This window comes from Nonomuraea sp. NPDC050328, from assembly GCF_044459405.1.
Classification (GTDB): domain Bacteria; phylum Actinomycetota; class Actinomycetes; order Streptosporangiales; family Streptosporangiaceae; genus Nonomuraea.
The window spans coordinates 933,336-953,409 of record NZ_JBITIW010000002.1; the positions used below are offsets into that span (position 1 = coordinate 933,336).

General features: G+C 72.7%; 22 protein-coding genes. 16 read left to right on the top strand and 6 right to left on the bottom strand.

Features of this window, described 5'->3' with window-relative positions:
- Positions 1-15: 15 nt before the first annotated feature.
- From ACIBG7_RS10475 to ACIBG7_RS10485, 3 genes are all read right to left on the bottom strand, one after another.
- On the bottom strand, positions 16-1,377 hold the full coding sequence (locus ACIBG7_RS10475; protein ID WP_397335856.1) for a glutamine synthetase family protein: 1,362 nt from the start codon (positions 1,375-1,377) through the stop codon (positions 16-18).
- A 36-nt stretch (positions 1,378-1,413) separates the two neighbouring features.
- Positions 1,414-1,575, bottom strand: a complete 162-nt coding sequence (locus ACIBG7_RS10480; protein ID WP_357924502.1) for a hypothetical protein — start codon at positions 1,573-1,575, stop codon at positions 1,414-1,416.
- A gap of 130 nt (positions 1,576-1,705) precedes the next feature.
- Positions 1,706-2,614 (bottom strand): hypothetical protein, encoded by a 909-nt coding sequence (locus ACIBG7_RS10485; protein ID WP_357924504.1) that lies wholly within the window; start codon positions 2,612-2,614, stop codon positions 1,706-1,708.
- Positions 2,615-2,695: 81 nt separating this feature from the next.
- Here ACIBG7_RS10485 and ACIBG7_RS10490 point away from each other — a divergent pair, with 81 nt between their 5' ends.
- Complete coding sequence (locus ACIBG7_RS10490) at positions 2,696-3,337, top strand: MerR family transcriptional regulator (protein WP_357924506.1); 642 nt, start codon at positions 2,696-2,698, stop codon at positions 3,335-3,337.
- Positions 3,338-3,345: 8 nt separating this feature from the next.
- On the opposite strand, the gene ACIBG7_RS10495 is transcribed toward ACIBG7_RS10490, so the two are convergent.
- The gene (locus tag ACIBG7_RS10495) at positions 3,346-3,978 is read right to left on the bottom strand and encodes a TIGR03085 family metal-binding protein (protein ID WP_397335857.1); all 633 of its coding nucleotides are present in this window, start codon (positions 3,976-3,978) and stop codon (positions 3,346-3,348) included.
- Between the two features lie 121 nt (positions 3,979-4,099).
- Here ACIBG7_RS10495 and ACIBG7_RS10500 point away from each other — a divergent pair, with 121 nt between their 5' ends.
- From ACIBG7_RS10500 to ACIBG7_RS10520, 5 genes are all read left to right on the top strand, one after another.
- Positions 4,100-5,875: an ABC transporter ATP-binding protein gene (locus ACIBG7_RS10500; protein WP_357924865.1), complete on the top strand. Its 1,776-nt coding sequence runs from the start codon at positions 4,100-4,102 to the stop codon at positions 5,873-5,875.
- Positions 5,872-7,692: an ABC transporter ATP-binding protein gene (locus tag ACIBG7_RS10505; protein WP_397335858.1), complete on the top strand. Its 1,821-nt coding sequence runs from the start codon at positions 5,872-5,874 to the stop codon at positions 7,690-7,692. Before ACIBG7_RS10500 ends, ACIBG7_RS10505 begins: the two co-directional genes overlap by 4 nt.
- Positions 7,693-7,960: 268 nt before the next feature.
- The gene (locus ACIBG7_RS10510; protein WP_357924511.1) at positions 7,961-8,296 is read left to right on the top strand and encodes a metalloregulator ArsR/SmtB family transcription factor; all 336 of its coding nucleotides are present in this window, start codon (positions 7,961-7,963) and stop codon (positions 8,294-8,296) included.
- On the top strand, positions 8,293-8,799 hold the full coding sequence (locus tag ACIBG7_RS10515; RefSeq protein WP_357924513.1) for an SRPBCC family protein: 507 nt from the start codon (positions 8,293-8,295) through the stop codon (positions 8,797-8,799). The genes ACIBG7_RS10510 and ACIBG7_RS10515 overlap by 4 nt, the downstream gene beginning before the upstream one ends.
- Positions 8,796-9,236: a VOC family protein gene (locus ACIBG7_RS10520; protein WP_357924514.1), complete on the top strand. Its 441-nt coding sequence runs from the start codon at positions 8,796-8,798 to the stop codon at positions 9,234-9,236. The genes ACIBG7_RS10515 and ACIBG7_RS10520 overlap by 4 nt, the downstream gene beginning before the upstream one ends.
- Before the next feature lie 33 nt (positions 9,237-9,269).
- Here the strand turns inward: ACIBG7_RS10520 and ACIBG7_RS10525 are convergent, their stop codons facing one another.
- Positions 9,270-10,727, bottom strand: coding sequence for a hypothetical protein (locus ACIBG7_RS10525; protein ID WP_397335859.1), 1,458 nt, complete (start codon positions 10,725-10,727; stop codon positions 9,270-9,272).
- Between the two features lie 164 nt (positions 10,728-10,891).
- Here ACIBG7_RS10525 and hisI point away from each other — a divergent pair, with 164 nt between their 5' ends.
- The 7 genes from hisI to trpA all read left to right on the top strand — a co-directional run bounded on the left by hisI (position 10,892) and on the right by trpA (position 15,967).
- Positions 10,892-11,233 (top strand): phosphoribosyl-AMP cyclohydrolase, encoded by a 342-nt coding sequence (hisI, locus tag ACIBG7_RS10530; protein ID WP_357924519.1) that lies wholly within the window; start codon positions 10,892-10,894, stop codon positions 11,231-11,233.
- Positions 11,230-11,775: a Trp biosynthesis-associated membrane protein gene (locus tag ACIBG7_RS10535; RefSeq protein ID WP_397335861.1), complete on the top strand. Its 546-nt coding sequence runs from the start codon at positions 11,230-11,232 to the stop codon at positions 11,773-11,775. Before hisI ends, ACIBG7_RS10535 begins: the two co-directional genes overlap by 4 nt.
- Positions 11,776-11,889: 114 nt before the next feature.
- Positions 11,890-12,513, top strand: a complete 624-nt coding sequence (locus ACIBG7_RS10540) for a DUF4190 domain-containing protein (protein ID WP_357924525.1) — start codon at positions 11,890-11,892, stop codon at positions 12,511-12,513.
- A gap of 36 nt (positions 12,514-12,549) precedes the next feature.
- On the top strand, positions 12,550-12,960 hold the full coding sequence (locus tag ACIBG7_RS10545; RefSeq protein WP_357924527.1) for a DUF2752 domain-containing protein: 411 nt from the start codon (positions 12,550-12,552) through the stop codon (positions 12,958-12,960).
- 152 nt (positions 12,961-13,112) lie between these two features.
- Positions 13,113-13,931 (top strand): indole-3-glycerol phosphate synthase TrpC, encoded by an 819-nt coding sequence (gene trpC / locus ACIBG7_RS10550; protein WP_357924869.1) that lies wholly within the window; start codon positions 13,113-13,115, stop codon positions 13,929-13,931.
- 12 nt (positions 13,932-13,943) lie between these two features.
- Positions 13,944-15,167, top strand: a complete 1,224-nt coding sequence (gene trpB / locus ACIBG7_RS10555) for a tryptophan synthase subunit beta (protein WP_357924872.1) — start codon at positions 13,944-13,946, stop codon at positions 15,165-15,167.
- 2 nt (positions 15,168-15,169) lie between these two features.
- Positions 15,170-15,967 (top strand): tryptophan synthase subunit alpha, encoded by a 798-nt coding sequence (gene trpA, locus ACIBG7_RS10560; protein ID WP_397335863.1) that lies wholly within the window; start codon positions 15,170-15,172, stop codon positions 15,965-15,967.
- An 85-nt stretch (positions 15,968-16,052) separates the two neighbouring features.
- On the opposite strand, the gene ACIBG7_RS10565 is transcribed toward trpA, so the two are convergent.
- Entirely contained in the window at positions 16,053-17,786 is a 1,734-nt protein-coding gene (locus tag ACIBG7_RS10565; RefSeq protein WP_397335864.1) for a beta-galactosidase family protein, read from the bottom strand.
- Between the two features lie 84 nt (positions 17,787-17,870).
- On the opposite strand from ACIBG7_RS10565, the gene ACIBG7_RS10570 reads away from it, so the two are divergent.
- From ACIBG7_RS10570 to ACIBG7_RS10580, 3 genes are all read left to right on the top strand, one after another.
- On the top strand, positions 17,871-18,725 hold the full coding sequence (locus tag ACIBG7_RS10570; RefSeq protein ID WP_397335865.1) for an AraC family transcriptional regulator: 855 nt from the start codon (positions 17,871-17,873) through the stop codon (positions 18,723-18,725).
- 125 nt (positions 18,726-18,850) lie between these two features.
- The gene (locus ACIBG7_RS10575) at positions 18,851-19,321 is read left to right on the top strand and encodes a MauE/DoxX family redox-associated membrane protein (protein ID WP_357924539.1); all 471 of its coding nucleotides are present in this window, start codon (positions 18,851-18,853) and stop codon (positions 19,319-19,321) included.
- Positions 19,321-20,073, top strand: a complete 753-nt coding sequence (locus ACIBG7_RS10580) for a thioredoxin domain-containing protein (RefSeq protein WP_357924541.1) — start codon at positions 19,321-19,323, stop codon at positions 20,071-20,073. Before ACIBG7_RS10575 ends, ACIBG7_RS10580 begins: the two co-directional genes overlap by 1 nt.
- The last annotated feature ends 1 nt before the right edge of the window (position 20,074 follow it).

Here is a 20,074-nt window from a genome sequence, read left to right on the forward strand (position 1 = left end):
CGCGCGGGCGCCGGCCTAGAAGGCGCGCAGGTGCTGGCCGCACTCGTAGGCGGCGTTCTGGCCCGCGAAGGCCACCGCCTCCGAGCGCTTGACCGCGAGGTAGGCCTGCGCCCGCAGTGGCCCGAGCGCGGCCATGAGCACCTCGTCGGCCTCCAGCGCGTCCAGCGCCTCCGGCAGCGAGGCGGGCAGCCGCGGGTAGCGGCCGGGCACGGTGTCGGGGTCGACGGTGGCGGCCTCGCCCGGGTCGAGCCGGCGGCGGATGCCATCGAGCCCGGCGTGGATCACCGCGCCGAGCGACAGGTAGGGGTTGGCCGAGGAGTCCGACGGCTTCAGCTCCAGGTTGATCTCGCCGCTCTCGCCCAGCGGCGAGCACACCCGGACCGCGGCCTCCCGGTTGTCGGGCCCGTGGCAGATGTAGGCGCTCGACCACATGCGCGGCGCCAGCCGCCGGAAGCTGTTGACGCTCCCGCAGGTCAGGGCGGTCAGCGCGGGCAGGTGGGCGAGCAGGCCGCCGATGAACCAGCCGCGCACCTGCTCGTCGGCGAAGACGTTGACCGAGCCCTGCCACAGCGACAGGTGCAGGTGCGCGCCGTTGCCCGCCTGGTCGGGGATCGGTTTGGGGGCCAGCGAGGCCCACATCGCCATGCGCAGGGCCACGCCTCTGACCGTCTCGCGGTAGAGGACGTGGTTGTCGGCGGCGCGCAGGGCCGGGGCGTGCCGGATCGACACCTCCTGCTGCCCCGGGCCGAGCTCGGGGTGGCAGTGCTCCACCCGCAGGCCCTGGGCCTCCAGCGCGTGCACCAGCCGGACCGTGTAGTCGTGCGCGGTGTCGAAACCGGTCCCCGCGTAACAGAGGCTGTCGTCCAGCGGCACCAGCCGGTCCGGCCCGCCCTCCGGGGAGGGCAGGCGGCGGCCGAGCGTGAACTCCGGCTCGAACGCGGCGACCAGCGTGTACCCCGCCTGCTCCAGCTCCGCCACGGCCTCCTTGAGGAAGGTCCGCGGGCAGGCCGCCCACGGCGAGCCGTCGGGCAGCCGGAGATCGGCCACCATGGCGGCGGCGCCGGGGGAGTAGGGAAGGGGGACGAAGGTCTCCGGGTCGGGGACGAGCCGTACCTCGCCGACGGGCCCGAGGTGCTCGACCTGCTGGAGCTGGTCGAGCATGTTCATCGCCAGCATCGCCACGGTGTGGCCGATCCCGCTGCCGAGCCGCTCGGCCAGCCTGGCCCGTGAGGTCGCCTTGCCGCGGATCACCCCGCCGTGGTCGGCGTAGAGAAAGCGGACCAGTTCGACGCCCTCGATCTCAGCGCGTTCGAGCAGGCGCTGGACGGCCGGGCCGGGCTGCTGGATCTTGGTGACGCGCTGGCGAACTGTCATCATGCCTGCGTAACACGGAGTGCAGGCATGGGGAACCCGTCACCGCAGAACGCCGGTAAAGAATGTGGCTAGCTGGTTGGCTCCGTCAAGGATTCCTTCAAACACGCCGTTCACCGCGGCGGCAGCTTCGGCCGGCCGGGTGAACAGGTAGAAGACCACGAACGCCACAGCAACGTATGTGACGATCTTCTTGACCTGCATGGGGGGCCTCCTGCAGTCCGTTCCCAGCCGTCTGTATACCCAGCCATCTCTTTGATGATGTCTTTGATCTTAACTGGGCGGGCGGATTCCTTGGCCATGCTACGTCGAACGGGTCTGGCGGGAGCGCCGGTTACTTGTTTTGCGGAATCGGCGCGCCTGGACGGGCCAGGCTGGAGACGACGCCGCCCAGCGTGAGCATGAGCAGGACGCCCGCCACGCCCAGGGTGAGCCCGTCCGGAGACAGCAGCGGCTGGGCGCGCAACGCCTGCCAGGTGACCAGGGCGAACAGCCCGAGGTAGGCCAGACCGGCGACCAGCACGAGCCGGGCCCGCACCTGCTCGTGCCGGAGGATCGCGACGCGGGCGGCGAGCGCGGCCAGGGCGATGGCCAGCAGGGGCAAGAGCTGCAGGCCGTGCATGCCGATGAAGTGCGGCACCCGCAGGTCGCCGCCGGTGGTGCTCCAGCCGACGAAGGGCAGGCCGGCTCCGCCGTCCGGGACGCCGACCGCGTGCGCGCCGGCGACGTTGTCGGGCAGGTTCTGGCCGGGGCGGGGGAAGGCCATCAGGGCGCCGGAGGCGATGCCGAGCGTGGAGACGATCAGGCCGAGCCGTACCGCCCAGGTGGCCGGGCGGTCGGCCTGCCGTTCGAGCAGGAGGGCCGCGGCGGCGACGATCTGGGCGACCAGCAGCACCGCGATGGTGAGGCCCATGAGCCGCCAGATCGCCGCGTCCTGCGGGGTGGACTCGTTGAAGTGGCTGCGGTGGGCGCGCGCGGCCTGGAAGGCGATCAGGCCGATCTCGGCGACTCCGGAGACGGCCAGCGCGGTCCCCATCCACCAGCTCGTGCGCCCGGCCCGGTGGCGTAAGGAGAGCATCCAGGCCCAGGTGTAGAAGAAGATCGCGAAGGAGACGGCGAACTTCAGCGGCTTGACCCACAGCGGATAGCCGTCGAGCTCGCGGTCGTCGAGGAAGACCAGCGCCAGGAAGAGCACGGCGGCGGCCGAGGTCAGGTAGGTGCCGGCCAGCAGAGGTCGATGCATGGGGGAGCCTTTCGCTGGATAGTGGATAGTGCTACTTACCACTATCTATAGCTAGGCTATCCAGAGCACGCAAGAGGGGACGTGGAAACAGTGCGGATGGCCGAACTCAGCGCGACCACGGGGGTGCCCGTGCCGACGATCAAGTACTACATGCGCGAGGGGCTGCTGGCCCCGGGCCGGCCCACTGGCCGCAACCAGGCCGAATACGACGACGGGCACGTGCGCCGGCTGCGCCTGGTCCGCATCCTGGTGGAGTACGGCGGCCTGTCCATCTCCGTCATCAAGGACCTCGCCGAGCGGCTCGACAACCCGGACGTGCCGCTGTACAGCCTGCTCGGCGCCGCGCAGCGGACCATCACCGAGCGCCGCGAGGCCACGCCGAGCCCGCACAAGGAGAAGGCAGAGCAACTCGTCGCCGACCTGGTCGCCCGGCGCGGCTGGCGCTGGGAACCGGACAACCCGGCCACCCGCACCGCCGTCGGCGTGCTGACCGCGCTGGGGGAGGTCGGCCGGCAGGACATGATCGACGTGCTCGACGACTACGCCGCGGCGGCCGAGCGCATCGCCGAGGCCGACATCCGGGTGCTGGGCGACGTGGACGACCGCGAGCGCACGGTGGAGGTGGTGGTCATCGGGACCGCGCTCGGCGACCCGCTCGTGGCCGCGCTACGCCGCCTCGCCCAGGCCACCGTCGCCCGCAAGAGCTTCGAGGACCAGCCCTGACCCGGCCCTCACAGGCCGATCGAGGCGTTCTCCAGGCGGGCGATCGCGTCCGGGTCGCCCTTCAGCTCCACCCGCGCGTGCTTCTGCCGCCCGAAGCAGAACAGCAGCAGCTCGCCGGCCGGCCCGGCCACCTCGACCCGCTCGCCGCCGGAGGGCCCGCCCAGCGCCGCCGCGCCGGTGCGGGTCTCGCGCAGCACCACCCCGACCGGCGCCTTGCGCAGCATGAGCCGGGCGGCGAGGCTGAGCCGCTGCCACAGCAGGCGCTCGAAGTCGGCCGGCAGCTCGCGCGGCTCCCAGCCCTCCTGCGCCCGCCGTACGTCCTCGTGGTGCACGAAGAACTCCAGCGTGTTGACCTGGGCGTCGAGGAAGGGCAGCAGGCCGTAGATCCCGCCGGGCCTGCGCACCAGGCCCACCAGCTCGGGGAAGTCGTGCTTGGCGGCCAGCCCGCGCTGCACCGACTCGGTGTAACCCGCCAGCGGACGCAGCGCGATGCCGCCCATGGCGTCCGGCCGCCGCTCGCGCAATACGAGGTGGGCGGCCAGGTCGCGGGTGGTCCACCCGGTGCACAGCGTCGGCGCGTCCGGGCCGAGCCGGTCGAGCAGATCACACAGGGCGGAGCGTTCGGCGCGGGCGTGAGTCACGCCGTCCACATTAGTCCCCCGGGGGAATAACCAGGTGATCAGCCGTGATAGTCACTTAAGGAGAAAAGTCCCCCTGCCGGAAGGATCCCCCCGAGTGGCGACCAAGGTCACTTCAGCCGTCATGCGCGACGGCCTGCGCGTCCTCGGAGTGGCGATCCGTGCCGAGAAGCTGGTCTTCTCCGCGGCCGTCCTGGCCAGCGCCCTGTACGGCGGCATGACCGTCGCCTCGGCCTGGGCGCTGGGCTGGGCCACCGAGCACGCCGTCCTGCCCGCCTTCGACCGCGGCGAGGTCACCTCCGGCGCCCTGTGGACCGGCGTGCTGCTCATCATGGGCACCGCGCTGGCCAAGGCGATCGGCATCGCCGGGCGGCGCATCTGGGCCGGAATGATGCAGTACAACATGCAGGCCCGCTCGCGCCGTGACGTGACCAAGCAGTACCTGCGGCTGCCGCTGGCCTGGCACCACCGCCACCCCACCGGCCAGCTCCTGTCCAACGCCAGCTCCGACGCCGAGGCGGCCTGGGCGCCGCTCGCGCCGCTGCCGATGGCCGTGGGCGTGGTCGTCATGCTGTTCACCGCGGCGATCGCCATGCTGGTCACCGACCCGGTGCTCGCCCTCGTCGGGTTCCTGATCTTCCCGGCGATCGCCGTACTCAACCTGGTCTACCAGCGCAAGCTCAGCCCGCTGGCCACCCGCGCGCAGCAACTGCGCGCGGAGGTCAGCGAGATCGCGCACGAGAGCTTCGACGGCGCCCTGGTCGTCAAGACCCTGGGCCGTGAGGACCTGGAGACCGAGCGGTTCCAGCGCCGCGCCCACGAGCTGCGCGACGCCAACATCGCGGTCGGCCGGGTGCGCGGGCTGTTCGACCCCATGCTGGAGGCCCTGCCCACGCTGGGCGTGCTGGCCGTGCTGGCGGTCGGCGCGCTGCGGCTGTCGTCCGGGGCGGTGACGCCGGGCGAGCTCGTCCAGGTCGCCTACCTGTTCACCCTGCTGGCCTTCCCCATCCGCGCGCTCGGCTGGGTCCTGGCCGAGCTGCCGCGCAGCGTCGTCGGCTGGCGCCGCGTGCAGGACGTGCTGGAGGCCACCGGCTCCATGGAGTACGGCGAGGCCGCCCTGAAGGGCGCCGAGCCGGTGAGCCTGGCCGTCGAGGGCCTGGCCTACGCCTACGAGCCCGGCCGCGAGGTGCTGCACGACGTCACCTTCGAGGTGCCCGCCGGCCGTACCGTCGCGCTGGTCGGCCCCACCGGGTCCGGCAAGTCCACCCTCGTCCAGACGCTCGTGCGGCTGGTCGACCCGCTGCGCGGCCAGGTGCGCCTGGACGGCGTCGACGCCCGCGAGCTGGCCTACGGCGGCATCGCCGACGCCGTCGCGCTGGTCCCGCAGCAGACCTTCCTGTTCGACGACACCGTGCGCGGCAACGTCACCCTGGGCCTCGACCTCGACGACCAGGAGGTGTGGGCCGCGCTGCGGCTGGCCCAGGCCGACGGCTTCGTCAGCAAGCTGCCCGACGCGCTCGACACCCGCGTCGGCGAGCGCGGCACCACGCTGTCCGGCGGCCAGCGCCAGCGCCTGGCCCTGGCCCGCGCGGTGGTGCGCCGGCCGCGGCTGCTGATCCTGGACGACGCCACCTCCAGCGTCGACCCGCAGGTCGAGGCGCGCATCCTGTACGGCCTGCGCGAGCACGCCGCCAGCGTCGTCGTGGTCGCCTACCGGATGGCCACCATCGCGCTGGCCGACGAGGTGGTCTACCTGGAGCAGGGCCGCGTCGTCGACCGGGGGCCGCACGAGCGGCTGATCGCGCGCTGCCCCGGATACCGCAACCTGGTCACCGCCTACGCCCGCGAAGAGGCCGAGCGGGCCGCGATCGAGGCCGAAGAGGAAGAGGTCAGCCTGTGAGCGAGGGCACCAAGACCGCCGAGCGGGTCAACGGGACCCGGCCCGGCACCCGGATCGCCAAGAACGCCGAGGGCACGGCCCTGTCCACCGTGCGGCGCGGTCTGTCGCTGACGCCCGAGTTCCGCACCGGCCTGGCCGCGACGCTGGCCCTGGCCGTGGTCGCCACCGTCGGCAAGATCATCGTGCCCATCGCGGTGCAGCAGACCGTGGACGGCATGGGCGCGGGCCGGCCCGACATGGCGCACATCGCCCGCGTCATCGCCGTGTGCGCGGCGGCCGTCGTGCTCACCGCGCTGGCCGGCTACCTGATGAACGTCCGCCTCTACCGCGCCACCGAGTCCTCCCTGGCCTCGCTGCGGGTGCGCGGCTTCCGCCACGTGCACGACCTGTCGGTGCTCACCCAGAACACCGAACGCCGCGGCGCCCTGGTCTCCCGCGTCACCAACGACGTCGACCAGATCAGCACCTTCATGCAGTGGGGCGGCCTGATGATCATCGTCGCCTTCGGCCAGCTCCTGGTCGCCACGGCGCTGATGTTCTTCTACTCCTGGCAGCTCACCCTGCTGGTCTGGGCCTGCTTCATCCCGCTCATGATCGCCCTGCCGCGCTTCCAGCGCTGGCTGTCGCGCGCCTACACCACCGTCCGCGAGCGCACCGGCGACATGCTGTCCGCGGTCAGCGAGTCGGTCGTGGGCGCGGCGGTCATCCGCTCCTACAGCTCCGAGCACCGCACCGCCGAGCGCGTCGACACCGCCATCGACGGCAACCGCAAGGCGCAGATCCGGGCGCAGACCATCGTCGGCTTCGTCTTCCCGCTCACCGAGATCGTCGCCGCCCTGGCCCTGGCCGGGATCGTCCTGCTCGGCGTACGGCTCGGCCTGTCCGGCACGCTCACCAAGGGCGAGCTGGTCGCCTTCCTCTTCGTGATCACGCTGTTCGTCTCGCCGCTGCAGATCGCCACCGAGGTGCTCAACGAGGCCCAGAACGCCGTGGCCGGCTGGCGGCGCATCCTCGGCGTGCTCGACACCCCGCCCGACGTCGCCGACCCCGGCGCCGAAGGCGTCGAGCTGCCGCGCGGGCCCATCTCCGTCGCCTTCGAGGACGTGCACTTCGCCTACCCCGGCGGCGCGCCGGTCCTGCGTGAGGTGTCCGTCCAGATCCCGCCGCGCGCCCGGGTCGCGGTCGTCGGCGAGACCGGGTCCGGCAAGACCACCTTCGCCAAGCTCCTGACCCGTCTCATGGACCCGGTCGGCGGCCGGGTCACCGTGGACGGCGCCGACCTGCGCGAGGTGCGCTTCTCCTCGCTGCGCGAGCGCATCGTCATGGTGCCGCAGGACGGCTTCCTGTTCGACGGCACCCTCGCCGAGAACATCCGGTACGGCAGGCCGCAGGCCACCGACGAGGAGATCACCCTCGCCCTCACCGAACTCGGCCTCGCCGACTGGCTCGACGGCCTGCCCGCCGGGCTCCAGACCGCCGTCGGGCAGCGCGGCGAGTCCCTGTCGGCCGGCGAGCGCCAGCTCGTCGCCCTGGCCCGGGCCTACCTCGCCGACCCCGACCTGCTCCTGCTCGACGAGGCCACCTCAGCGGTCGACCCGGCCACCGAGGTACGGCTGGCGCGGGCCCTGGAGGGCGTCACCCGGGGCCGGACCGCCATCTCCATCGCCCACCGGCTGTCCACCGCCGAGAACGCCGACGAGGTGCTCGTCTTCAACGCCGGCCGCCTGGTCCAGCGCGGCCCCCACGCCACCCTGGTCAACCAGCCCGGCGTCTACGCCGACCTGCACGCCTCCTGGGTGTCGGCCGCCCGCTCCTAGGAGACCCCGCCTCGAACCACGGGCCGCCCTTCCTCGGAGGGCGGCCCGTTCCACTTCCGGACGATGCCGCCCGCGACCGCCGCGGTGTGCGACCTGCGGTCGACAAGTGGCGGCCGACGACGCGCAGGCCCCGAGACGTACCCGCCCAACGAGGCCGGCGCCTGTGTGCAGACCCGGCCCGTCGTGCCCCAGAGCGCTCGAGATCTTGACAGGCCCAACCATGGGCACGTATAAAACCAACTGGTTATTGAACCGGAAGGTTATCGACATGGTTGCAACCGACACGCTGGACGCGACGTTCGCCGCCCTGGCAGACCCCACCCGCCGGGCCATCCTGGCCAGGCTCGCGGCCGGTGAGGCCACGGTCACCGAGCTGGCCGCCCCCTTCGCGATGAGCCAGCCGGCCGTCTCCAAGCACCTGCGGGTGCTCGAACGGGCCGGCCTGGTCAGCCGCGGCCGCGACGCGCAACGCCGGCCGTGCCGGCTGGTGGCCGAACCGCTCAAGACGGCCACGGACTGGCTGGCCGGCTACCGCGACTACTGGGAGACGAGCTACCAGCGACTGGACGCTCTGCTGGAAGACCTGCAGGACGGCGGGACGTGACCTCTCCCCACCCCGGCCTCGGGCTGCGGGTGGTCGCGTCCGGGACCACCGACCTCGTCCTCACCCGCGCCTTCGCCGCTCCCGCGCCGCTGGTCTTCGCCGCGCTCACCCAGCCGGACCTGCTCCGCCGCTGGCACGGCGCCCGCGGCTGGCGGCTCACCGTCTGCGAGGTCGACCTGCGCCCCGGCGGCGCCTGGCGGTTCGTCTCCACCGGCCCGGCCGGCGCCGAGATGGAACTGCATGGCCTGTACCACGAGGTCGTGCCGCCGGTGCGCCTCGTCCAGACCGAGATCCACCGCGACTGGGCCGAAGGCGAGGCACTGGTCACCACCGTCCTGGCCGAGACGGACGGACACACCGCCATGACCGTCACCGCTCGCTACTCCTCGGCCGAGATCCGCGACGCGGTCGTGCGCAGCCCGATGGAACGCGGCGCCGGCGAAGGATTCGACCGCCTCGCCGCCCTGCTCGCCACCCTCACCCACGAAAGGCGCCACCCATGACCGGCACGACCACCCCTGCCGACGAGACCCCGAAGGACTCCGGCAACCCGCCCGTGCCGCCCGGCACGCTGTTGCTCGAACTGGTGCCGGTGCCGGTCACCGACATCGAGCGGGCCAAGGCCTTCTACCAGGACCAGCTCGGGTTCCGCCTCGACGTCGACGTCAACCCGAACCCCGGTGTCCGCATCGTCCAGCTCACCCCGCCCGGTTCGGCGTGCTCGATCACCCTCGCCGAAGGTCTCCCCACCCTCGACATGCCGCCGGGAACGCTGCGCGGCCTGCACCTGGTGGTCGCCGACATCGAGGCCTCCCGCGCCGAGCTCGTCGGCCGCGGCGTCGAGATCAGCGAGGTCGAGGACCTCGGCGGAGTGCTCTACGCGTACTTCGCCGACCCCGACGGCAACACCTGGTGCCTGCAGCACATGCCCTGGCGTTGACCCGCTCCGGGCAGGGGGCCGAGCGGGTGACGGTCAGGAGGGGCGGCTCCGGCCGGAGGCGCCCTCGGTGTGGGAGCCCAGCCGGTCGCGCAGGCCACGCGACCCCGTGGCCCGCCCGCCGTCCGGTGCGTGGCCGCCGTCCGGGCCCGTCTGGAGCGGCAGCGCCAGCAACCCCGCCCCGCCGGTGATGGCGATGGCGACGATCTCGGTGTCCAGCACCTTGACCAGCGCTCCCCACACCCCCCACCCGATCAGCATCAACCCCAGCACCACCAGGGGAGCCCGTCGCAGCCGCCGGGCCTGCTCGCGCAGGGTGGGCCGGCCGGGCGCCTCGTCCGGCTCCTGGTCGTGGAACGGGTCGTCGTGCAGCACCAGCCGCCGCAGCACGGTGAAGAAGTGCGTCCCGAGTTCGTCGGCGGTGATCTCGCCGCGTAACAGGGCCCGCTGCCGGGAGCGTACGGCGGCGCTGATCCGGGCCACCCGCCGCCGGTCGGATTCGGCGAGCACGCCCGAGTCGGTGGCCCGGGCCCGCTCGCCGCAGCGCCGGAAGGCGCGTGCGGTGTGCTCCACGTAGTTGGCCAGCCAGATCCGGCTGGACAGCTTGATGCCCGGCGGCCCGAGGACCGGGGTGCCCTGGTGCTCCTCGGGTCCGGCCTCGATGAGCGCGCAGCGCTCCTGGAGCCACACCAGGTCGTCGACCAGGGCCTCCTCCGGGTGCCGCCGCTCCTTCAGCCGCCACGACACGCTGCGCAGCGCCCGTTCCGCGGCGAACTGCAGGTACGCCAGCACGAGCAGGGTGCCCAGGGGGACGACCACGGTGAGCAGGATGCGGTGGCCGGGCCAGGCCGGGGCGGCGGCGGGGTCGTAGATCCAGTACACGCCGACCGCCAGCACGGCGAACAGCACCGCCTCGGCCGTCCGGGCGCTCCACTGCCGCCGGCGGTCCTCGATCCACACGACTGCGAGCGCGGTCAGGAACAGCGCGACCAGGAACAGCGCGATCCCGCCGGCGAACGCCGCCCACCCGGGCCAGGGCGGCCACAGCGCCGGGATCAGGGCGCCGGCCGCCAGCCAGGTGATGAGCCGCGCGTCGGTCATCAGCAGGCGGTAGTACACCTCGCCGAAGACCACGTGCCGGCTCTCGTAGGCGGCGGCGACGCGCGTGCACTCCTGCGTGGTGGCCCGCAGCCGGGCCTGCTCGGCCTCGGGCAGGCCGCCGAGGCGGAGGTCGAGCGCGGCCTGGGTGACCCCCAGGTCGTGCGCCAGCCGGGCCTCCCGCCAGGCTCGCACGTTCGCCCGCCACCGCCACGGCGGCCCCAGCAGCAGGGCCGGCTCCGGCCGCTCCCGCGCCGCCCGATAGGCCGCCAGCCGATCGTCCGAGGAGTCCCCGGCGCCCACCCGCTCCCCGCCCGCGACGTCCTCCGGTTCGCCGGGCCGGGTGACCGGGGGGATGGGGGCGGGTGGGACCGCCTGGTCGCTCGTGGTGTCCATGGCCACGCTCTCCGCTCGCCGATCATCGACGAGCCGATTGTGACCGGACGATCGCCGGTTGTCCCGGAATCCGCGGACTCTCCCGCCGGCCGGCCACCACGGAACCGCCGGGGGAGGGGCGGCGCGGTGGCCGGGCCACCGGCCGGCCCTGGTTGAATGACGGTATGTCCCTCGACCCCGCGATCGCCTCGCGGCTGAAGCGCACGCCCGACGGCCTGGTCCCCGCCGTGGTCCAGCAGTACGACACCGGCGAGGTGCTGATGCTCGCCTGGATGGACGACGAGGCCCTGCACCGCACGCTGACCACCGGCCGCGGCACCTACTGGTCGCGCAGCCGCTCGTCCTACTGGGTCAAGGGCGACACGTCAGGACACGTCCAGCACGTGAAGTCGGTGGCGCTCGACTGCGACGGCGACACCATCCTGCTCAAGGTGGACCAGACCGGCGCGGCCTGCCACACCGGCGACCGCACCTGCTTCGACGCGGGCCTGATCGAGGCGCCGTGAGGGGGGAGAAGACCCGGGGGCCGCGGGAGCGGGGAGCGTGGCTGGCCGTCACCGCGCTGGGCGGCGTCCTGGCGCTGGTGGCCTCTGGCCGGGAATGGGCCGAGGTGACCGGTGGCGACACGCCCGGGCTCGCCGAGGCCACCGGTTCGTTGCTGGTCCCGGCGCTGGCGCCGCTGGCGTGGGCCGCGCTGGCCGGCGTGGTGGCGGTCCTGGCGACCAAGGGGATCGGCCGCCGGCTGGTCGGCGCGCTGATCGCGGTGTGCGGGGCCGGGGTGGCCGTGCTGTCCTGGCGCGCGACGGGCTCGGGCGCGGCACGGGAGGCGCTGCGCGCCGACGTGCTCACCCAAGGGACCGCCTGGCCGTACCTGGCGATGGCGGGCGGGGTGGTGCTGCTCGCCGCAGGCGTGTTCGCGGCGGTCCGCGGCGGCCGCTGGAGCGGCATGTCGGATAAATACGCCCGGCAGAAGAATGCTCCGCAAAAGGACGAGAAATCATTGTGGGATGCGCTCGACCGCGGCGAGGACCCGACCCTTTCCTCGTAAAACATTTGCATTCCTGTCACGAATGCCCGGTCAGGTATACGTTGCCCCATGGAATGGGTGCTTTGTCGGTAGGCTGCACGCGCGCAGAACCGGCACATCAGAGGAGATCAGACCATGACCTACGGTCCCCAGGACGGCAGCGGGGGGTACGGGCAGCAGCCGCAGAGCGGCGGCGGCTACGGTGCTCAGCCGCCTGGCAACGGCGGGTACGGCCAGCAGCCCCAGAGCGGCTACGGCTACGGCCAGCAGCAGAGCGGCGGCTACGGCCAGCAGCAGGGTGACGGCGGCTACGGCCAGCAGCCGCAGAGCGGCGGGGGCTACGGCTACGGCCAGCAGCAGGGCGGCGGCTATGGGCAGCAGCCCCAGTCCAGCGGCGGCTACGCCTACGGCCAGCAGCCCAGCGGCGTGCAGGGCTACGGCGGCTACGGCCCGCCCGCGGGCGGCTACGGCCAGCCCGGCGGCTACGGCGCCCCCGCCCAGACCAAGACCAACGGCATGGCCATCGCCTCGCTGGTCCTGGGCATCGTCGGCCTGCTCTCCTGCGGCGCGACCTCGATCATCGGCGTGATCCTCGGCCACATCTCGCTCAGCCAGATCAAGCAGAGCGGCGACGAGGGCCGGGGCATGGCGCTGGCCGGTCTGATCACCTCCTACATCAGCGTCGTCGGCTGGCTGATCTTCTGGGTGATCTGGCTCGGTCTGTTCGGCCTGGCCGCGGCGGGCGCGGGCTACTACTAGCGGGCGGGGAGGGCCGGTTCCCACTAACCTGGCCTCATGGCAGTTCTCGAGCGGGTGCCCAAGGCGGTCCTGCCGCCCCTGGGGCTCGGTGTCGCGGTGGCCGCCGGCATGGTCTTCGTCGGCGTCGTCGACCCCAACGAGCCCGGGCACTACCCGACCTGCCCGTTCCTGTGGCTGACCGGCCTCTACTGCCCCGGGTGCGGCACGCTGCGCGCCCTGCACGGCCTGGCCACCTTCGACCTGGGCGCGGCGCTGGCGATGAACCCGCTGCTCGTGGCGGTGATCCCGGTGCTGGTCTTCTGGTGGGCGCGCTGGCTGGCCGACTCCTGGCGGGGCCGGCCGTCCCGCCCGCTGCCACGGCCCGCGGTGATCTGGGGCTTCATCGGCGTGATCATCGTTTACTGGGTCGTCCGCAATCTCCCTTTCGCGGCGTTCCTCGCGCCGTAGCCGCGGGCCCGGTGGCGAGCCGGGTCCGCCCGGGCCGATACCATCGCACACGAGGGCGGGAGCGCACATGTCCCGTCTACCCCCACACAGTCGACCGGAGGGATCCCAAGCGCGTGAGTGAGCCGACCGATTCCGAACACGCCGAGTCCGGACTGGGCGTGCTCGACGGCATCATGGCCGGGGTGCGCGAGGACCTCGCCCAGCGCCAGCAGGCGATCTCGCTCGACGAGCTCAAGGAGCGCGCCGGGCGGGCCCCGGCGCCGAGGGACGTCAACGCCGCGCTCGGCGGCTCCAAGGTCTCGGTCATCGCCGAGGTGAAGCGCTCCAGCCCGTCGAAGGGCGCGCTCGCCGCGATCGCCGACCCGGCGGCGCTGGCCGCCGACTACGAGGCGGGCGGGGCGCACGTCATCAGCGTGCTGACCGAGCAGCGCCGCTTCGGCGGCAGCCTCGACGACCTGGCCGCCGTCCGCGCCCGGGTGGACATCCCGGTGCTGCGCAAGGACTTCATCGTCACCTCCTACCAGCTCTGGGAGGCCCGCGCGCACGGCGCGGACCTGGCGCTGCTCATGGTGGTCCTGCTGGAGCAGGAGGCGCTGGTCTCGCTGATCGAGCGCGCCGAGTCCATCGGGCTGGTGCCGCTGGTGGAGGTGCACACCGAGGAGGAGCTCGAGCGGGCGCTCGCCGCCGGGGCCAAGGTCATCGGCGTCAACGCGCGCAATCTCAAGACGCTCGAGGTCGACCGCGACGTCTTCAGCAAGATCGCGCCGAAGATTCCCGAGGGTGTCATCAGGATCGCCGAGTCCGGCGTGCGCGGGCCGCACGACCTGCTCGCCTACGCCCGTTCCGGCGCCGACGCGGTGCTGGTGGGCGAGAGCCTGGTGACCGGGAAAGACCCGCGCAAGGCCGTGGAGGCGCTGGTCACCGCCGGCGCCCATCCCGCGACGCGCCCAGACCACGGATCTGAGGGATAGCACGTGTCCAACATCCTCACCCCCGCTGACCTGGCGGGCAACGGGGCCTACGGCAACGACCCCGACCTGAAGGGCAAGTTCGGCGTCTTCGGCGGCCGTTACGTGCCCGAGGCCCTCATCCCGGCCCTCGACGAGGTCGCCGCGGTCTACGAGGAGGCCAGGAAGGACGCCGGCTTCATCCGCGAGTTCGACCACCTGCTGCGCACCTATGCCGGCCGGCCCACCACGCTGACCGACGTGCCGCGCTTCAGCGAGGAGGCGGGCGGCGCCCGCGTCATCCTCAAGCGCGAGGACCTCACCCACACCGGCGCGCACAAGATCAACAACGTGCTGGGCCAGGCGCTGCTCACCAAGCGGCTGGGCAAGAAGCGGGTCATCGCCGAGACCGGCGCCGGTCAGCACGGCGTGGCCACCGCCACCGCCGCCGCCCTGATGGGCCTGGAGTGCGTCATCTACATGGGCGCCGTCGACTGCGAGCGCCAGGCGCTCAACGTCGCGCGGATGAAGCTGCTCGGCGCCACGGTCGTGCCGGTGACCAACGGCAGCCAGACCCTGAAGGACGCGATCAACGAGGCCTTCCGCGACTGGGTGACCAACGTCGACACCACGCACTACCTGTTCGGCACCGTCGCCGGCCCGCACCCCTTCCCCGAGATCGTGCGCGACTTCGCGCGGATCATCGGCGTCGAGGCGCGCCGCCAGATGCTGGAGCTGACCGGTCAGTTGCCCACGGCGGTCGTCGCCGCGGTCGGCGGCGGCAGCAACGCCATCGGCCTGTTCCACGCCTTCATCGGCGACAAGGACGTGCAGATCCACGGCTACGAGGCGGCCGGGCGCGGCCTGGAGAGCGGCGAGCACGCGCTCACCCTCACCGCCGGCTCCATCGGCGTGCTGCACGGCTCGCGCACCTACGTCCTGCAGGACGAGGAGGGCCAGACCATCGAGTCGCACTCGATCTCGGCCGGCCTCGACTACCCGGGCGTCGGCCCGGAGCACGCCTGGCTCCAGGACAGCGGCCGCGCCACCTACCACGGCATCACCGACGACGAGGCGATGGCCGCCTTCTCGCTGCTGGCCCGCACCGAGGGCATCATCCCGGCCATCGAGTCCTCCCACGCGCTGGCCGGCGCGCTCAAGCTCGGCCGGGAACTCGGCCCCGAGGCCACGATCCTGGTCAACCTCTCCGGTCGCGGTGACAAGGACATGGGCACCGCCATGAAGTACTTTGGACTGTGATCATGACCACTCTCCAGGAGGTCTTCGCCAAGGCGAAGGCCGACAACCGCGCCGCGCTGATCGGCTACCTGCCCGCGGGTTTCCCGACCAAGGAGGGGGCCGTCCAGGCCGCCGCCGCCATGGTCGAGGCCGGCTGTGACGTCATCGAGATCGGGCTGCCCTACTCCGACCCGCTCATGGACGGCCCGACCATCCAGGACGCGGTGCACCTGGCGCTGAGCAACGGCACCCGCATCGCCGACGTGATGCGCACCGTCGAGGGCGTCGCGGCGACCGGCGCGGCCACCCTGGTCATGACCTACTGGAACCCGATCGACCGCTACGGCGCCGACCGGTTCGCCCGTGACCTGGCCAACGCCGGCGGCGTCGGCACGATCACGCCCGACCTGACCCCGGAGGAGGCCGAGCCGTGGCGGCAGGCCTCCGCCGAGGCCGGCATCGACACCGTCTTCCTGGTCGCGCCCAGCTCCACCGAGCCGCGGATCAAGGCGGTCGTCGACTGCTGCACCGGTTTCGTCTACGCCGCCTCGCTGATGGGCATCACCGGCGCGCGTGACTCGGTCAACGCCGCCGCCGAGGGCCTGGTGGCGCGCACCCGCGCCCAGACGGACCTGCCGGTCTGCGTCGGCCTGGGCATCGGCAACGGCCGCCAGGCCTCCGAGGTGGCCCGCTACGCCGACGGCGTCATCGTCGGCTCGGCCTTCATCCGGCGGCTGCTGGACGCGCCTTCCGAGGCCGAAGGGCTGACCGCCGTGCGCGAGCTGGCCGCCGAGCTGGCCGAGGGCGTACGGCGAAGCTAGCCGTCCTGGCCGGGGAGGTACGACCGAGCCGTAGTCAAACATCGACGCGACCGTCCATTCCGGGCGGTCGCGCCGTGTTTGCGGCTCAGCCGAGTTCGGCGGCGGCCACGACCTCGATCGCGCCGGGCCCGCTCCGGTCGAGCTCCAGCACCACGATCTCGTTCGCCCCGGCCCGCAGCAGCGGCGCCGGCACGTACAGCGTCCGCTGCGGCCCGCGCTCCCAGTACCGGCCGAGCAGGAACCCGTTGACCCAGACGTACCCCTTGCCCCAGCCCGGCAGGGCCAGGAAGGCGTCGGCGGGCTCGCCCACCTCCAGCCGGCCGCGGAACAACGAGCGCGCCTCGCCGGAGAAGCCCGCCCCGAACCGCACGCCCGAGACGTCCTCCAGGTCGTAGGCCGTCACCTCGAAGCCGTGCAGGTACTGCTGGTGGTGGCGCACCCCGCCCAGGATGCCCTTCGACTCGCCGAGCCGCGGCCCGAAGTTGGTGCGTCCCATCGACTCCACCAGCAGCTCCACCGTCGCCGGCCCCGCGACCGTCACCTCGGGCTGCTCGGCGTCGCGCTCCAGCACCGCCCGCAGCTCGCCGTCCACGAACAGGTGCGCCCGGTCGTGCAGGCCGTCCACGCTCAGCCGGTACGGCTGCCGCGGCCCCGGGATCTCGGTGCGGTAGGCGACCAGGCCGTGCGTGAGGCCGAGCTGCTCGAAGGACGGCGGGGCGGGGGCCGTGGTCGTCCGGCCCAGGCCGGCGGCGGCCAGCCGTACCGACTCGGTCAGCGGGACGGTCGCGGCCGGGAGGGTGGCGGGCACCTCCGGCACCTCGGGCACGTCCGGGTTGTAGCGCGTGAGGATCTCCCGGAAGAGCCGGTACTTCTCGGTCGGCGCCCCCCGCTCGTCCACGGGCGCGTCGTAGTCGTAGGAGGTGACGGTCGGCCGCCATTCGCCGCCGTGGCTGTCACCGGTGCGGTTGGCGCCGGACCAGGTGCCGAAGCTGGTGCCGCCGTGCGCCATGTAGAGGTTGACCGAGGCGCCGGCGGCCAGGATGCGCTCCAGGCTGTCGGCGGCGTCGGCGGGGTCGCGGGTAATGTGCTCCTGGCCCCAGTGGTCGAACCAGCCGCACCAGAACTCCATGCACATCAGCGGGTCGTCCGGCCGGTGCTCGCGCAGGGTGGCGAAGTGTCGCTCGGGCTCGGAGCCGAAGTTCACCGTGGCCAGCACGCCGGGCAGGGTGCCGCCGGTCAGCCACCAGTCGCCGGGGCCGTCGGAGGTGAACAGCGGCACCTCGACGCCGAGCTCCTGCAGGGTGCGGGCCAGGTGGCCGAGGTAGGCGCGGTCGGTGCCGTAGGAGCCGTACTCGTTCTCCACCTGCACCATGATCACGTTGCCGCCGCGGGTGATCTGCCGCTCGGCGACGCCCGGGATCAGCTCGGCGAAGAAGCGGTCCACGTGGCCGAGGTAGACCGGGTCGCTGGTGCGCACGCGCACGCCGGGCTGCGCGGTCAGCCACGCCGGCAGGCCGCCGTTGTCCCACTCCGCGCAGATGTACGGCCCGGGCCGCACGATGGCCAGCAGGCCCTCGGCCGCCGCGGCGTCCAGGAAGGCGCCCAGCCGCTCGATGCCGGAGAAGGTGCCCGGCGCGGGCTCGTGCAGGTTCCACGGCACGTAGGTCTCCACCGTGTTCAGGCCCATCGCGTGCAGCATCCGCAGCCGGTGCGCCCACTGGTCGGGGTGCACGCGGAAGTAGTGCAGCGCGCCGGACAGGACGCGGAACTCCTCGCCGTCCAGCCGGAAGGCGCCGTCCTCGATCGAGAAAGCAGGCATCTGGGGTCCTTAGACTAGGGTCTTCAGCCTTCTCAGGGTGGCGGATTCGCAGGTCACCGGGCCATGGACAAGCGTGGGGAGCACTTGGACGGACGTGCACGGCCGACCTACCAGTGGACGCGCTACCTGACCCCGTCGGCCGCCCACCGCCGGCTCGGCCTGGTCTGCCTCGGCGCCGGGCACCAGGAGGGGCCGCTGCCGGTGGTCGGGCCGCGGACGATGCGGAACCACGTGGTGGTCGTGGTGAGCGAGGGCCGGGGCTGGTTCAGCCAGGCCGGCGGCCCCGCCGTACCCGTCGAGGCGCCCGCGGCGCTGTGGCTCTTCCCCGGTGTCAGCCACCACTACGCGCCCGACGGCGACGGCTGGGCCGAGTGGTTCGTCGACTTCACCGGGCCGGCCCTGGCCGCCTACACCGAGCTGGGCTTCGTCGACCCGCAGGCGCCGGTCGTGCCGCTCACCACCCCCGAGCCCGCGGTGCGCGCGATCGGCCGCATCGTCGGCGCCTGCCGCCGGGGCGGCGCCTTCCTGGAGGTGGAGGCCTCCGCCCTGGTGCACGAGGTGCTGGTGGCACTGCGGCACACCCGCGCCGACCAGGACGCCAACGGCGATCCCGTGCTCGCGGTGCTGGCCAGGGACGCCTGCCTGCCGATCTCGGTGGCCGAGCACGCCCGGCGGCTCGGCGTGCCGCTGGCCGAGCTGCGCCAGACGGTGCGCCGGCTGACCGGCTCCAGCCCGAAGGAGTACGTGCTGGGGCTGCGGCTGAGCCGGGCCAAGGAACTGCTGGCCGGGTCCGACCTGCCGGTGGCGGCGGTCGCCCGGCGGTGCGGTTACGAGGATCCGGCCTACTTCACCAGAATCTTCACCCGCCGCGTCGGCCTGCCGCCCACCGAGTTCCGGTCCCAGCAATATCGTGGATTCGTCGCGGCCGACAGTGCTTAGCTGAGGCTTATCCACGACATGGTCGGATGGTCGCCAGGTACTGTGCGGATCCCCGATCCGCTGACATAGGAGTGATCGTGTTCGCGTCGAAGCCGTCGCGCAGCGTGAGATTGGCTATACCCTGGGTGACGACCGCCGCCCGCCTGATTCTGGGCGTGGTGCTCATCGTCGCGGGCGTGCCCAAGTTCCGCGACCAGATCCAGTCGGTGACGGCGGTCAAGGCGTACCGGATCCTGCCCGAGTCGGCGGCGACCGTGGTCGGCCACGCGCTGCCGATCGTGGAGATCGTGGTCGGCGTGCTGCTGATCGTGGGGCTGCTGACCCGGGTGGCCGGTCTCATCGGCGGCCTGCTGATGCTGGCCTTCGTGTTCGGCATCGCCTGGGCCTGGGCCAAGGGCCTCAAGATCGACTGCGGCTGCTTCGGCGGCGGCGGACAGCTCAAGGGCGGCGAGGAACCGACGTACCTGCTGGACATCGTCCGGGACTTCGGCCTGGTGCTCTGCGCCGCCTGGACCGTGCGCTTCCCGCCCGGGCGGCTGGCGCTCGACGGGGCGCTGGGCCTGACCCGGAGCAGTGACTACGAGGAGAACGACTGATGGGCAAGGCCGACCGCGAGAAGTCCGCGCGGGACCGCATCAAGCAGCAGCAGGCCGCCGAGCGGGCACGCGAGCAGCGCAAGCGGATGATCACCTACGTGGTGGGCGGCGCGGTCGCCGTCCTGGCCGTGGGCGCCGGCTACCTGTACAGCGTCAACCGCGGCTCCGCCGAGGAGGCCGTCACCGGTCCGCTCGCCCCGATCACCCTGGCCGCCGACGGCTCGGTCGTCATGGCCAAGGCCGGCGTCGAGAAGCCCGTGGTCGACGTGTACGAGGACTTCCAGTGCCCGGCCTGCCGCGAGTTCGAGAAGGTGGACGGGCCGACCTTCCAGAACCTCGCCGCCGAGGGCAAGGCGAAGATCGTCTACCACCCGGTCACGATCTTCGGCGAGGAGCCCACCCGGGGCAACTCGGTGCGCGCCGCCGCCGCGGCCCGCTGCGTGCCGGCCGGCCCGCAGTGGCTCGCCTTCCACAACAAGCTCTTCGAGGAGCAGCCGCCGGAGACCGTCGCGGGCTTCAAGCTGGAGGACCTCGTGCAGTGGGGCAAGGACGTCGGCGTGACCGCGCCCGACTTCGAGCAGTGCGTCACCAGCCAGAAGCACGCCCAGGCGCACCTGGCCTACAGCGACGCCACCCTCAAGAGCGCCGCCATCGAGGGCACCCCGACGGTCAAGCTCAACGGCACCGTCCTGGAAGGCGCCCAGCTCTCGCCGGAAGGCCTGCGCCAGGCCGTTCTTGATGCCGCCAAGTAGG